The sequence below is a fragment of the Paenibacillus sp. TC-CSREp1 genome (assembly GCF_050171015.1).
In the GTDB taxonomy this organism is placed as follows: Bacteria; Bacillota; Bacilli; order Paenibacillales; family Paenibacillaceae; genus Paenibacillus; species Paenibacillus silvae.
Genome location: NZ_JBNOKM010000008.1, coordinates 323200 through 338023 on the forward strand (window position 1 = coordinate 323200; position 14824 = coordinate 338023).

Genomic DNA, 14824 nt, shown 5'->3' on the forward strand with positions numbered 1-14824 from the left:
TATGCATGCCTTGAAGGTAAGGGTAAAGCAACAATCCCTCCACCAGACGGCGGAGGGATTGAACTATTTAAGCCTGCGTGCGTACATAGTCGCATAAATGCTCAGGATGATCTATTTTTCCATTAAGGCGCAGTTTCGAGGAACTTCGCTGTCGGATTTTTGTCGATAGCCGTTCTCATCGCATATTCGTTCTCGAACAGAACGACGTAGTTTCCTTTTTTATCCTTAACCAGCGCGGAGTTAATCCGGAATTTGCTCGGGTCCAGATTCTCATCTATAATCCAGCGGGCAAACTGATACGGCATCCGCTGCAGCTGCACATCTACCCCGTATTCACCCTTCATCCGGTATTCAAATACCTCGAACTGGAGCTGACCGACTACGCCCAGAATGGTCTCATCAAAGCTCACCGTGTTAAACACCTGAATCGTGCCTTCCTCTGTCAGCTGGTCAATCCCTTTTTGATATTGTTTGTGCTTTAACGCATTTTTAACCGTAACTTTGGCAAAAATCTCTGGCGAGAACGTTGGCAGCTCATCAAACACCACTTCACTGCCTTGGCTCAAGGAGTCTCCAATTCGGAAAATCCCCGGATCAAACAGACCGATAATGTCGCCTGCATACGCCTCTTCGACAATATCCCGATCCTGTGCCAGAAACTGCTGCGGCTGAGACAGCTTGATTTCTTTGCCCACACGATTATGCTTCACGCTCATGCCACGCTCGAACTTGCCGGATACAATGCGCAGGAACGCAATACGGTCGCGGTGTGCCGGGTTCATATTTGCTTGAATTTTGAATACATATCCGCTGAATTTCTCATTTGTTGGATCAATTTCACCTGCTGTACTGCGACGCGGCTCTGGCTTGGGAGCCAGCTCCAGGAAGTTCTCCAGGAACGTCTGCACACCGAAATTGTTAATCGCACTACCGAAGAAAATCGGCGTCAATTCACCGCGCTGTACCTTTTCCATATCAAACGGATCACCTGCAACATCCAGAAGCTCAAGCTCCTGACACAGCTGTTCATGCAGGTATTCACCCGCCATCTCACGAATGATCGGATCTTTGTAGCTTTCAACCTTCTGCACTTTAATGGTGGAGTGATCGTCACCCTGGAACAGCTCCACCTGATTTTTCATCCGGTCGTATACACCGCACAGATCGCGTCCTGTTCCGATCGGCCAGTTCATTGGCACAGAGCGGATACCCAGTACGTTCTCCAGCTCTTCCATCAGATCAAACGGGCTTTGTCCTTCACGGTCCAGCTTGTTAATAAACGTAAAGATTGGAATGCCGCGCTTCGCACACACCTGGAACAATTTAATCGTCTGTGCCTCGACACCCTTTGCCACGTCAATCAGCATGACCGCACTGTCGGCAGCCGTCAGCGTACGATACGTATCTTCACTGAAGTCCTGGTGACCTGGTGTATCCAGAATGTTAACCCGATGACCCAGATAGTCAAATTGCATAACGGAAGACGTAACCGAGATCCCCCGCTGTTTCTCAATTTCCATCCAGTCGCTTGTCGCGTGTTTGCTGGCTTTCCGGGCCTTTACTGTTCCCGCAAGACGAATCGCGCCCCCGAACAACAGCAGCTTTTCCGTTAAAGTCGTTTTACCCGCATCCGGGTGAGAGATAATGGCAAACGTGCGACGTTTGTCCACTTCCTGTTGCAGAATGTTGTTTGCAGCTTTGCTCATAGCGTCTATCCCTTTCGTCCGTTCATTCACGTTAATCCGGCATATGCCGGTCCATTATTGCAAGTAGCCAAACCTTGGTAAACTTATGCCACCCGGCGAAGCCGGTTGTCTATTCATTCACATGTCGTCCCCATAATTGGAAGTACACGATAAATTCATTTTACACATTTACAATGGAGTTCATCCTTTCAGATTCGGCGCTTCCATTCCTGTTTCATCACTCGTTCTCAATTCAACTCTCCTATTGTACCATAATCTGTAGCGAAAATAACCGATTACCTTCCCCAACTTCTACACTTTTCTTCGCAAAAAAGAACCCTTCTGCCATACCGCTGGCATCCGGGTCCTCTCATTCCTTGCAGATTATTCGATTTTAGAAAATCAGTGCATCCAGCGCATATTGCCCGCCGCCTGTCAGAGCAAGGGCTACGCCCAGTACGAGAATCGCCAGATTGTATTCGAATCCGTTCTGTGTAGACCAGTAGCCGTTAGCACCATGCACTTTCACAATAGCGATCACCATAGTCAGTGCAATCAGAATGCCGCCTACCGGTGTGAGCAGACCCAGCGCCAGCAGCAAGCCGCCACCAAATTCCGCAAGTCCTGCGAGCAGAGCAAGCAGTGCGCCCGGCTTCATGCCGATCGATTCAAACCAGCCGCCAGTCCCTTTAATACCGTAACCCCCGAACCATCCAAACAGCTTTTGTGCCCCATGCGCCATAAACGACAAACCAATCACCAAACGAATTAACAACAACCCTAGATCCAACATCATCTTCTTTTTCCTCCATTCGATAATTACAAAATAGTATTCTTAGATTAAAGATATTATGCCAAATTTTTTCATGATTCTGTCTGCCGCAAACCCCTTCAGCTGGTTTACCTTTTATCTCATGAATGCTCCCCTGACTCGGATTATTGTATTTTTGTGTGGCCCGAATGCAGCAGGTCATTTGCGTAACTCTTTAACTCATGTGTTGAGTATAAGTTACATACTTACTTTTTGTCAATTACTTAATTTTAATTATTTATTTCCTTATGATGGAGCTGCCTTTCTGCGCCTCTTTCCCCTTTGATCTCAACCGAAAAAAAAGCCCGAAAACACCGCATCTTTCTTGCGATCTTCCGGGCTTGAATAACCATCTCTTTGACACTAACCTGTACTGATTTGATTCCAGTTGCTTTCCCTCAAGCCGCTGAACTCTGTTTAATCACATATACATCCTTATCTTCACATGCTCATGACCTTAACCATTCACATGCCAAATAACACTGTCCTCATCCTGTCCGTTCACCGGCCACCAATGGAAACCATCCTGCTCCAGCAGCTTGCCTGTCGCCTCTGGTCCCCACGTGCCTGCAGGATACGTGTGCAGCTCGCCTTGATTCCGCCCCCACGCAGCTGCGATGCGATCCACGAAAGACCAGGCCGTCGCCACTTCATCCCAGCGGGTGAAATACGTGGAATCGCCTTCTGCTGCATCGTGCAGCAGGCGCTCATAAGCCTCAGGCGAGTTGATTCCGATCATGCAGCTCTGGCAGAAGTCCATCGCCAGCGGCTGTATCTCGGAATCCGAGCCCGGTTTCTTGGCATTGATTTTGATATAAATGCCCTCCATCGGATTCACCCGAATGACCAGCAGATTCGGCTCCAGCTTATATTTTTTACCGAGATATACGTTATTCGGCATCGATTTGAACTCAACGACAATCTCCGTCGTTTTTACCGGCAGGCGTTTGCCTGTCCGAATATAAAACGGCACACCTGCCCAGCGGAAATTGTCTACAAATACACGCGCAGCAAAATACGTTTCTGTATTGGACTCCGGATCAACCTTGTCCTCCTGGCGATACCCTGGAAGCTGTTTTCCACGGTACTCCCCTTCCGTATACTGAGCTCGCACCACATTGTTTCGTACATCTTCATCTGACGTAAACTCCCGCAGGGAACGCAGCACCTTCACCTTCTCATCGCGGATATCCTCCGGGAACAGACGGCTTGGCGGCTCCATCGCAATCATCGTCAGCATTTGCAGCATATGGTTCTGCCCCATATCGCGGAGAGCACCAGAATGGTCATAATAACCGCCACGCTCCTCCACACCTACCGTCTCACCCAGCGTAATCTGCACGTTAGCAATATGTTTGTTATTCCACAGCGGCTCAAAGAACGCATTGCCGAAGCGAATGACCTCGATATTCTGCACCATTTCCTTGCCCAGATAATGGTCAATCCGGTAGATTTCCTCCTCCTTGAACACTTCGCGAATCTGCTCATTCAGCTTCTCTGCTGATGGCAGATCGTATCCAAACGGCTTCTCAATCACCAGACGATTCCATCCTCTGCCCTCCAGCATTCCGCCATCTCTCAAGCTGTACGACACACTACCGAACAGCTCAGGAGCCAGCGCCAGATAGAACAAGCGGTTGCCTGGTGTTTTGAATTTGGCTTCCAGCTGCTCCGTCTGCTCCCGCAGCTCACGAAACCCGTCTACGTTGTTAATATCGAGTGATTTGTATTCAAAATGCTCGGCAAAAGCATTCCATTCTTCAGGCTCTCCTGCCGTATAACGGCAGAACTCCTGAATGGATTCAAGAAGATCGTCCCGAAACTGCTCCTGTGACCTCGGACGCCGGGCTACGCCAATGACCGCAAAATCCTCGGCAAGCTTGCCCTCACGGTATAAACTATAGATGGCCGGAAACAGCTTCCGGCGGGCCAGATCGCCCGTCGCTCCAAAAATGAAAAACACTGCACCTGGTGTCTGCACTTCATTTTGCATCTGTTTATTATCCATAGGCTCCTCTTTCTTCCGGGAGGACTCTTCTTAGTCTGCTTCCCGAGCTATGTAATAGTGTTCATCTGCTCTGCTTCTGACAGGCATCCGACATCGACCATCCAGTTTCTTCCTGGATGTGATGCCATTTTAGCATATCACCTCGCCGGATGCACTATACTTCATTACCTCCACCATTCAATATTCAATCGTGATGAGTGGAAAACCTGCCGTAACTCGAGCAGCCTGCTGCCCACTCACTTGATGCACCGCAAGCTGCATATTTAATCGATGTGTACCGCTTTGAATTTCCAGAGGCAAGTCAGCCGCCTGATAGGAAATGCTTGCTGTTGCTTCATCCTCATACCGCTCCACAGCCCTCATCTTCATTGTACGGGAAAGCTTGGCTTCCATCACTGCGAGTTGTCCATCTGTCTCGGGCTTTATGTCTGTCGCTGTTTCATCCACCATACCCTGCACCGACATATTCCAGCTCGCCTTCATGCCCAGCTCCTCCATAACTTCTGCCATCTGCCCATGCCATGTTAACAATGTATTACGGTCCAGATTCCTTCCTCCAGACAGCTGTACAATAATGTAATAGCCTTCATCATCCGTATCCACTGCGTTGAGCAGCACTCGGGTGCTTTGGCCTGATATTTCAGCTCGGATTGTATCCTCACTGCGATACACCTGATGTCCGTTTTTCCACATCTGCACTGGTGCCGCGAGTCCGAGCTCCAGAGCCAGCTTCACCGCATGCTCCTGAGCGTTCCCCTTCCCCCCAGCCTGCCACTTGATCACCAAGCGATCCGTACGGTCGATCATCGAATCTGCTGTATGCAGCAATTTCTCCAAAGCCGCTGTTTCGGATAAAGGCTTTGCTGCCGTCATATTTTCCGCATATACCTGTGCATGTATAACACTGATTAAAATAATAATTGCCACTGTAATAATGCCTGTCGTCATCCAACGATTCAACAAGTGAATTCCCCCCTGTTTCTTTCTCCCATTCTATGAATCTATCAACCAGCATACCCTCTTTCAGACGGGATTATACAGCCTGAGGGGGGACTTCCCCTTTGTCCTTCACTCCTAGCATCTTATTTTCCATGGCAAAACAAAAAAAGCCCCTCTGCCACGTAAAGGCAGACTGAGCTTCCTGTTATAATCAAGCTTCATGATCATCTTGCTTTTGCATATTCTAACATTCCCGATACGGATGAATCTCCTACCATTTCACATACTGCGTCTTACTCGGCTAAACCATTTTTGTACGCATAGATTGCTGCCTGTGTCCGGTCATCTACTCCGAGCTTGGCAAGCAGATTGGTTACATGGAACTTCACCGTTTTGATGCCGATAATCAGCTCATCCGCAATATCCTGATTGGACTTGCCTTGAGCCAGCAAGCGCAGAACATCCATCTCCCGATCGGTAAGCTCCTCGTGCAAAGGCGCAGCCGCTTGTGGCTGTCTAAACCGATTCATCATTTTGGATGCTACCTGCGACTCCAGAACGGACTGACCGCGGGCAGCTGCACGAATCGCGTCAGCAACTTCATTGGCTCTGGACGTTTTCAGCAAATAACTGAAAGCTCCGGCTTCAATGACCGGATACATTTTCTCATCATCCAGATAACTAGTCAACACAATAACCTTGCATTCCGGGTTGATCTTGAGCACCTGACGTGTCGCTTCAATACCATCCATGCCTTCCATGACAAGGTCCATCAGCACTACGTCAGGCTTATACTCCTGTGCAAGCCGAATGCCTTCCTCTCCACTTCCTGCTTCACCGATGACCTCGATGCCATCCTCGGTATCAAGCACAGCAGCAAGACCGATACGCACCATCTCATGATCATCCACGAGCAATACTCTGATCGACGATTCCGTCTCCGTTTCGACTTCCGGTTCCATTGACATCTTCTACCTCGCTTTCATCGTTCATCACAGGGATCGTGATCTCAATTCGTGTTCCTTTGCCAGGAGCTGTCACAAACTGGATAGCTCCACCAATTTCTGTTACCCGTTCCCGCATATTTGCCAAGCCATATGAAGCCTGCTTCTGCTCATCCAGATCAAAGCCCTGCCCGTCATCCCGAATCAACACACGAACCGCATCCATTCTGCGCTGCAGACGAATTTCCATTTTCTCAGCCTTCGCATGGCGCAGTGTATTCGACATGGCTTCCTGAATGATTCGGAACAGATGATTCTCGATTCCTTTAACCAGGTCGATATCTTCGTCCATCTCCAGCACAATCTCCATCGGCACTTTGGTTTTCAGCTCCATTACGAGATCACGCAGCCCCTGTTCCAGATGTTTACCCTCCAGATAAACCGGACGCAGATGCAGCAGCAGTGCTCTCATCTCGGACTGGGCAACCGAAGCCATCTCTTCAATCAAAGCGACCTGACGCTGCGCCCTTTCAAAATCCTTCCCCATCTTCCGTCCTACCGCCGTTGCTGTCATCGAGATTGCAAATAACTGCTGTGACACCGCATCATGCAGCTCACGTGCGAGCCGCTGGCGCTCTTCTACAATGGCTGTAATTCTGGCCTGCTCTGCCAGCTGCGCATTGTTGGTGGACAACCTTTGAAGGGAGGATACCTGATCCTCCCACTTCTTGCCGATCCGGCCAAGCTGCTCGCTTAGCCGCCCCACATCATCCTCACCGAGATCGGGCACGGTACGGGATAGTGATCCCTTTTCCCATTGAAGCAGGGTTTCCGTTAACAATTCAAGCCTTCGTTTGACCCTGTAGCTCTGATAAAATCCGAAAATGGCACCAATGCCAATCAGCAGCAACAGCAATGCGAGCCCGGATTGAATCAGATGACTCCAGCCTTTAAACGGAGCCAGATATCCATATGTATACAATACATATAAAACAACAGCAAGCACAATGAAAACAAGGAGGACCCCTTCACGCATACTTCGGGTAACCATGTCAGTATGTTTTCTGTTCTTCAATCGGGATTCCTCCTTTTCTCCATTTATTCTATTTACTACGGATTACGAATGTTTAAGTCGCCAACAATATAAGAAATAACGAATTTTACTTTATGTTCACTGGATTCGTACCCAGGAGTTCTCCATACTAATTTGTTCATCATACCGCTGTCCTGCTCGCCAAGCAGATTGATTCTGCCAAACAGCACTGACGCTTCAATCTCGACGCCATAATCCTCAGGCAGGGTCAATCGTACATTCCCCATAACACCTTGCAGCAGCACGATGGTCTGCTTCTCCTCCGGAATCGAGAGAGAAAGATCGGCATTAACTTCGCCAATGGCGTGCCACAGACTCATGCTGCGCAGCCTCCAGGAGGATTGATCCCAGTAGTAACGTGCCATGAAATTCTGTTTTTTCCATACATAATCATGAAAATGAATCTTTTTATTTTTCGAATAAAAATACGCTAATGAGGCAAGTACAATCAAAAAAACAATCATCAAGTTATCTAGCAGCAGCAGGGCTGCACCTATGCCTAGATAACGATAACCTTTATGGGTATCCCCTTTGCGAATTTGAAGCATACCCACTGTTAACAGGATCAGTGCAGCAGCGGTCAGCAAATTCATATGCCGATTAAACAGCATCAGCATACCCACTATAATAATAATAATCGCAAGCCACTGGCTTTTTCTGTTCATGCTGCCGCACCTCCTCTGCAAGTCATTTTTCTTGTTTCGTCGGAAAAGCCATAGCAGGCAATCAAGTCCTGTATGGCTTAACTTTTGTTCTACGATTCGTATAGTACACACGATCTATAGAATATCATATTGTCCATCATGCGAACAGTTATTCTTTAGCAGAATTGCTCGATTCATTTTTGGCGGCATTACCCATTTTGTTTTTCAACGCCTGCAATTGCTGATCTACTTTGAATTGCTTTTCCACATCAACCGGATTGGTATACGTAGAACCTGTGTTGCGGTATGGCGCACGTGCTACATCGGCTTCAGCCTCAAGCTGCATGATTTTCTCTTCCATACGGTGGAATCCGAGAGATGCACTTCCGCTTTCGATGGAATGTAAGCTGTTGATTGAAGACATTTGCTTTTTGGCTTTAGCCATCTGTGCACGGGATACAAGCTCATTGCGTTTGTTACGCATTTTGTAGAACTCGTCTTTCATGTCGTGCAGCTGTTGCAGCAAATCTTTCGCTTGTGCTTCGGATTGAGCATGCAGTTCACGGTATTCCGTAATTTTTTGATCAAAATAGATTTTCTCTTCCAGCAATTTACGAGCTACTTCTTCCTGACCATTAGCCAAGGCAGCTTCCGCTTGCGATTCACGTTGTACGGAAGTACGTTCCGCTTCATCCAGACGTTGTTTCATGCGACGCTCATTCGCCATTTGTTTGGCTACAGTAACCTCAGCCTCATGAATTTCGGCCTCCATGTCACGCAGGTACTGATTCAACATTACAATCGGATCTTCTACCTTATCCAACATATCATTTACAGATGCTTTCGTCATATCCTTAATCCGTTTAAATACTCCCATTTTACTTTTCTCCCTTCTCATAACGAGATAGTTTTTGGCGAAGCTCTTCCACTTCTTTTTTCAGTGCCTTTTTCTCAATATCTTTCATCATGGAGTCCAGTTCACTTTCGTTCTGGCTTCCTGTTCCATACATGTTGTTGTCATAAGAGCGCGAGCCTGCTTGCGGTCTGTTGTTGTATCCAGGGCCTGGGCCAAAGCCGGGACCTGGTTGATTGTGACTGTTGTGATAAGGGTCTCTTGGTGGCTGCTGGTCGTAACCGCCATAACCTCTGCCTGGACCAGGTCCCGGACCGTAACCATATGGATCATATGGCGGGAACGGCTCTTTCGGTACCACTAGAGCGGCGATAAAGTAAATTAACAACGTTGTGCCTCCGGTGGCGAAAATACTGATAACAAAGATGATACGCAGCAGTGTGGAATCCATTCCAATATTTTCAGATATGCCACCGATCAGACCAGTCATCATTCGGTCACGCGTTGAGCGGTATAATTTGCTCATGTGCTTTCTCCTTTCGTTTACTTGTAACCTCTGCCGCGATCTGGATTGATAACGTACGGATCAGCGTAGTGTGGTTCCTTTGGTACAATCAGTGCAGCAATGAAGTAGATGAATAGTGATGTACCACCCGTTGCGAAGATACTGATGAAGAATATGATCCGTAGCAGCGTGGTACTTAATCCCAGATTTTCAGATATGCCGCCGATCAAACCTGTCAGCATATGATTTCGCGTTGAGCGGTATAATTTATTCATGTGACTACTCCTTTTTATCGTTATTGAGCTTTTGCTTCAAACGCTCCAATTCTTTGTCCAGCATAGAGGATGACATGCCTCCCGATATTCCCGAACCTTCTTGGCTCATGCGCCGGATGTCCCGGAGACTTTGTGCCTCATATTCAAGATCAGAGACCTGATCATCCAACTGGTTAAACATACGAGGTACGTTTTGACCATTGTAATTTCCACGTTGATTCATTCGCTGCTGCAGCTGGATGGTTTGCATCCGGGCGTAATAATATTGGCGTTTACTGTATACATTCTGATACTCTGCCTTCAACTGGTGAATCTGATCATCAAGCTCCTGCAGTGCGGCAGCGCTTTGTGTGTACAGCTCATTGTATTGATCCATCTTTTCCTCATGCAGAATCTTCTCCTGCAAAGCCAGCTTGGCGAGATGTTCCTCTCCAGCCTTCAAGGCCATGGATGCTTGTTCTTCCCGTTTGTTCACCATTGCTGCGGCCTGATCAGCCTGCTGTTTCATTTGTCTTGTATGACTTGCATACTGGTGACGAAGCTTCTCAGCTTCTCCAATGTCTTGGCGGGTCGAGACCAGAAATTGATCAATCAATTTAACCGGGTCCTGACTTTGTTCCAGATGTTCGTTCAGAGTAGCTACGGTAATATCCCGCATTCGACGAAATACACTCATTAGGTTCTGTCCTCCTTTTCCTTAGTCGTGGAACTTTAGTAACGGCGATATTTGTTACGATTGTTGCCCAGCATCGAGATTCCCCAGACGATTAATGCAATGGCGATAATCGGTCCGATGAGCCAGGAGAGTTTCCCCACCAGCGAGAGAATACCGATGACAAGTACGATCCAGCCGAAGACTGCGTTACCTTGCTTGACTCCGTAATATCCCAGTGCAATCATCAGGATCGGAATCAGATAACCCATCAGGTGTCCAAGCAGCGGGGTCAATTTTCCGAATAAAAGTAATGCTCCCAGCACGATTAACACGATTGCCCAGCCATTTCCTTTGTTCATTCTCATAATTGTTCTTCACCACCCTTTCCGTTTTGCTAATGATTTGTTTTAAGATTTTTTCATTTAGCTCATTTGCTTTGTTGTTTGTTTCCGTGTTTCTTGTTCAACCTTATGTCTTTATTCTAGGGGATTCTGTTATTTTTCAAAACAGACCGTGGACGGTTTTTGATCCTAGACTCAGGTCGGGGTTCCTCTTGGACCTTGGACTGTCCTTTCCGAATTACTTTTTTATCCAAATAAACAAAATTTAAGTTGTTCTAATTGAAAGCGTTTACTAAAATAAAGGTAAATCTACTATTTACGTCAAGGAGCGGACCTGTGCGAAAAATAAGTTATCTTCATAAAATGATTATATTCGGCCTGCTGTTAAGCACCGTACCCATTCTTTTGACGGGAATTGCCGCTATTATGTACTCTTCCAGCCAGACTGAGCTGCACCGCGCAGAAGCAAACGAGCAGCTGCTTGAACAAATACAATCCAATGTAGAACACAAGCTGGCTACAGTCAGCTATATGCTGGATCAGGCTGTCCGTTCTCCAATCACACGCCGTTCCCTTACTGACCCTGCTTTGCAGCAACGAAAAAAACCGTTACAGGCAGTAGAGCTGCAAACCGAGTTTCAGCATATGAGGTCCTGGGAGCCGATGCTGGACATTATGCTGGTTAATCAGTCCCAGAACTGGCTCATTGATCATGCGGGCTTGTATGCGAATACTCGCTTTCCATTATCTCTGCCGATGAAAGATCTCATTACAAATACGTTAACCTCGGGATGGCAGCTTGCACCATCATCTATTTTCAGTCATGAGAACAGCAGCGAGAATACCGCTTCCAGGACAAGCTGTATCTATCATATTGCTCTTGCCAGAACAGTTCCTGATGTCGCTCACTCATCCAATGTAGCCCTGGTGGCCGGAATTCCAGCTTGTTATATGCAAAACCCACTGGGGCAATCTGTTGCAAATGACTCATCTGCCTCCGGTCTCATCATTATTAATCGGGATCAGCGGATCATTGCTCACCCGAATGCCGCGTATATCGGACAACCGTTATCCGCTTTGGGACTGCAGGATCGAAATAAAGGTGAATCTATTGAAACCTTGTTACCTGTGACTTATTCGGATGCTTTTGCGAAACGTGAAGTGCGTTTTGCCGATGCGGATTATTCGTTAACTTATACTCCCTCGACATTAAAGGGATGGACGTATATTCTCATCTCCCCCGAGAACACGTTGACCAAGGATTATATCCAAATCGGTTTTCACACACTTTATATAAGTCTGGCTATGCTTTTACTTTCGCTGCTGCTCGCTTGGCTTGGCTCCAGGCAAATGCTCGCTCCGATCAAACGTCTTCTTGCTCAATTAGGTGATCACTTGAGCGTTAAGGGGAGCGGACATACCGTCTCGCTGAACCAGAATGTAGTGAGTCAGCCTGATGAACTTGAACAGATTCGGCTGGGTGTCACCCGTTTATCCGATGCACGTTCCCAGTTGGAATCCACATTAATTCAGCATCAGGGCCAGATACGCACATATTATATGCTTCAATGGTTACAAGGTCGGACTTGCCCCAATACCATGCATGAAACATTACGCGAACAGGGCTATGTCACACAGCTTTCAACATGGCAAAACATTGCCGTTATTGCACTGCAGCCCGAACTGTTGAATCATGAAAGATACACCATGGAAGATCGTTCCCTGCTTTTATTTGCGCTTCAGAACATTCTGGAGGAAAGCATTAGACCAGATCAACAGCTGCTCCCCATAGTTATGGAGCAAAACGTTGTAACGGTGGTGGGCACAATCGAGGAAGATAAGAAGTTGTTCTCAAAGCAGCTTTTGCTACGAACAGAGCAGCTGCAGCAACAGATCCATGAGGTGCTTGACTTGAAGGTTAGTATCGGCTTGAGCCAGCCACATCTCTTCATGGATCATATCCCGCAAGCCTATGACGAAGCTATGGATGCCTTGAAACATCGAATGCGGCTTGGCGCTGGTATTATTGTTCAATATGGGCAATTTGATCTGGTCTCCACAGCATGGGCTATGACTTACCCTGAGGCGCTGGAGTATTCCCTGCTTCAGTCTATTCAACAAGCAGACGAGACTGCAGCTGCTGCGCAATTGACCGGAATGATGCAGACGGTATTTACCCTTAAATGCACCCCGGAAGAGTATCAGGCTGCTCTAATGAGGCTGTTGACACGAGTCCTGCAAGTGGCTCAAGAATCGGGAGTAAGGCTCTCACAGATCAGTGCAGGCTCTCGTTCCCTTTTTCAGGAGCTGCATAACTTACAGTACGCCGCAGAGATCGAGCAATGGTTCTATCGAGAGGTGATTCTGCCTGTTATTGATATTTTCAAAGAAAGACAGTATGCACAATATCAGAACATTTCCGAAAAGATGATTGCCATGATCCAGCAAGATTATGATAAAGATTTAACCCTCGAGGAATGTGCTGAACGTCTTCATTACAACGCCAATTATCTAAGCAGTGTTTTTCGTAAAGAAACCGGTACCTCCTTTAGCGAGTACCTGACCAGGTATCGGCTAAATATCGCCAAAAGATGGCTGGATGAGAGTGAATGGACGGTAAAAGAAATCGCAGAGCGGCTTCGATACACGAATCCACAGAACTTCATCCGCTCCTTTCGCAAGTGGGAGGGTATGACTCCCGGAAAATACCGGGAGCGCAAACAGCATCCAGAACGGGCCGTTAAAAGTTAACAGTGACCAATAAGAGAGGCTATCAAGTGTACAGGGAAAAGGGATAGCAAAAATAGAGCCAATGTTACCGAACTGCCTGCTGTTCATCATCCGTAGACCACCACACAGCTTTTTTCATCCAGATCAGGTCTACATGTTCTATCTTTTGACAGCAGGCACGGTTTTCATATGTGCTTGTTCCAGATGAATAAGCATTTTACCAAACCTTGCTCCGCGTGAGAACGGGACTACATCTTCTTGATATGTTTCACGAATATATTTCTCTGCTTTACTTAAAGCTGCTGCATCATTTGGCATATCATATGTGTGCAGCCATTCAGGCAGCTTTTCAATTAATTCTTCCACTGTAATCTCAAAATCATTTATTTCTCTCGTAACAATCATTGTATATGAGTAACCTTTAAGGTAAAGCAGCTGCTGAAGATATGCCATATCTCCTGCCTTATAAGGAACCTCCTTGCCGAGCACCGTTCTTAGCTTATCCATAAGCGTATGCTCTTTGGTACCCGCCATCATGCTGACATAGACATATTTTCGGGCACAGTTTATGGCTTGCTCAATCGTTTCCCAATTCGACATCGCCGGGCACATTGATGCAAAGATGATATCGTATTGTTTCTCCCAGCCCTTGTCCTGGATAGATATTTCTTCGAATCGCTCCGATACAATCGTGATGTTATTTTGCAGATCAGCAGGGATCGTATCCTTCATTAACGAGACAAGCAAGGCAGAAGGCTCAACTGCAGTGACCACAGCACCCTTTTCTGCAAACGGAATCGTGAAAATACCAGAGGCTGCACCTATGTCAAGCACCGAGGCTCCTTGAAAGGTCACCCCCTGATTTTCAATCCATCCCATAATGCGTGCTGCACGTTTCTGACCTTCATCGGTGAACGACTGGGCGTGATAATTACGAGCCCACCGCTCAAAAGCTTCCTCTGTATCAAAGGGCGCACTTTTTTTCTGATACCTTGAACTTCTGGGACGTGTCTTCCAGGCTTCTTCCCACACACCGAGGTCAAACAAAATCTCTGTATTTGCTGTTAATGGCTGAATCGTCAGCTTCCACACGTCCTTTCAATTTAAAGACTTAATATATCTACAATATACCGAATAGCATGAAACGTCAACTTCTATGTTACTGTTATTTAATAGAGAAGTTACCACCTGCCAGTTTGATGTTTTATGTATTTCAGATAAAACAAAAAGAGTTTCTCAGATATATCTGAGAAACTCTTTATCAATACCGGCGAGAGGACTCGAACCTCCACGGTTTCCCACTCGATTTTGAGTCGAGCGCGTCTGCCATTCCGCCACGCC

General features: G+C 47.0%; 14 protein-coding genes. 1 reads left to right on the top strand and 13 read right to left on the bottom strand.

Annotated elements, in window-relative coordinates; all coding sequences use genetic code 11:
• Positions 1-122 precede the first annotated feature (122 nt).
• The 12 genes from ACQSGY_RS14725 to ACQSGY_RS14780 form a co-directional block, all read right to left on the bottom strand.
• Positions 123-1706, bottom strand: coding sequence for a peptide chain release factor 3 (locus ACQSGY_RS14725; protein ID WP_216518284.1), 1584 nt, complete (start codon positions 1704-1706; stop codon positions 123-125).
• Between the two features lie 373 nt (positions 1707-2079).
• Entirely contained in the window at positions 2080-2478 is a 399-nt protein-coding gene (locus ACQSGY_RS14730; RefSeq protein ID WP_111273203.1) for a DoxX family protein, read from the bottom strand.
• Between the two features lie 475 nt (positions 2479-2953).
• The gene (zwf, locus tag ACQSGY_RS14735) at positions 2954-4504 is read right to left on the bottom strand and encodes a glucose-6-phosphate dehydrogenase (RefSeq protein ID WP_427052433.1); all 1551 of its coding nucleotides are present in this window, start codon (positions 4502-4504) and stop codon (positions 2954-2956) included.
• Between the two features lie 177 nt (positions 4505-4681).
• Complete coding sequence (locus ACQSGY_RS14740; protein ID WP_427052434.1) at positions 4682-5467, bottom strand: YwmB family TATA-box binding protein; 786 nt, start codon at positions 5465-5467, stop codon at positions 4682-4684.
• 269 nt (positions 5468-5736) lie between these two features.
• The gene (locus ACQSGY_RS14745) at positions 5737-6405 is read right to left on the bottom strand and encodes a response regulator (protein ID WP_111273191.1); all 669 of its coding nucleotides are present in this window, start codon (positions 6403-6405) and stop codon (positions 5737-5739) included.
• Positions 6347-7462 (bottom strand): sensor histidine kinase, encoded by a 1116-nt coding sequence (locus ACQSGY_RS14750; RefSeq protein ID WP_427052435.1) that lies wholly within the window; start codon positions 7460-7462, stop codon positions 6347-6349. Before ACQSGY_RS14750 ends, ACQSGY_RS14745 begins: the two co-directional genes overlap by 59 nt.
• 35 nt (positions 7463-7497) lie before the next feature.
• Positions 7498-8145: a cell wall-active antibiotics response protein LiaF gene (liaF, locus tag ACQSGY_RS14755; RefSeq protein ID WP_111273193.1), complete on the bottom strand. Its 648-nt coding sequence runs from the start codon at positions 8143-8145 to the stop codon at positions 7498-7500.
• Positions 8146-8293: 148 nt separating this feature from the next.
• Positions 8294-9001, bottom strand: a complete 708-nt coding sequence (locus ACQSGY_RS14760) for a PspA/IM30 family protein (RefSeq protein WP_111273194.1) — start codon at positions 8999-9001, stop codon at positions 8294-8296.
• A gap of 1 nt (position 9002) precedes the next feature.
• Positions 9003-9503, bottom strand: a complete 501-nt coding sequence (locus ACQSGY_RS14765) for a PspC domain-containing protein (RefSeq protein ID WP_289376828.1) — start codon at positions 9501-9503, stop codon at positions 9003-9005.
• A 17-nt stretch (positions 9504-9520) separates the two neighbouring features.
• Positions 9521-9757 (bottom strand): PspC domain-containing protein, encoded by a 237-nt coding sequence (locus ACQSGY_RS14770; protein ID WP_216518292.1) that lies wholly within the window; start codon positions 9755-9757, stop codon positions 9521-9523.
• 4 nt (positions 9758-9761) lie between these two features.
• Positions 9762-10433, bottom strand: a complete 672-nt coding sequence (locus ACQSGY_RS14775; protein ID WP_427052436.1) for a PspA/IM30 family protein — start codon at positions 10431-10433, stop codon at positions 9762-9764.
• Between the two features lie 35 nt (positions 10434-10468).
• On the bottom strand, positions 10469-10777 hold the full coding sequence (locus ACQSGY_RS14780; protein WP_184183092.1) for a LiaF transmembrane domain-containing protein: 309 nt from the start codon (positions 10775-10777) through the stop codon (positions 10469-10471).
• Positions 10778-11089: 312 nt separating this feature from the next.
• On the opposite strand from ACQSGY_RS14780, the gene ACQSGY_RS14785 reads away from it, so the two are divergent.
• Entirely contained in the window at positions 11090-13504 is a 2415-nt protein-coding gene (locus tag ACQSGY_RS14785) for an AraC family transcriptional regulator (RefSeq protein WP_427052437.1), read from the top strand.
• Positions 13505-13642: 138 nt separating this feature from the next.
• Here ACQSGY_RS14785 and ACQSGY_RS14790 read toward each other — a convergent pair whose 3' ends face one another.
• Positions 13643-14575 carry a methyltransferase domain-containing protein gene (locus tag ACQSGY_RS14790; RefSeq protein WP_427052438.1) on the bottom strand — a complete coding sequence of 311 codons (933 nt, stop codon included), beginning with the start codon at positions 14573-14575 and terminating at the stop codon, positions 13643-13645.
• Between the last annotated feature and the right edge of the window lie 249 nt (positions 14576-14824).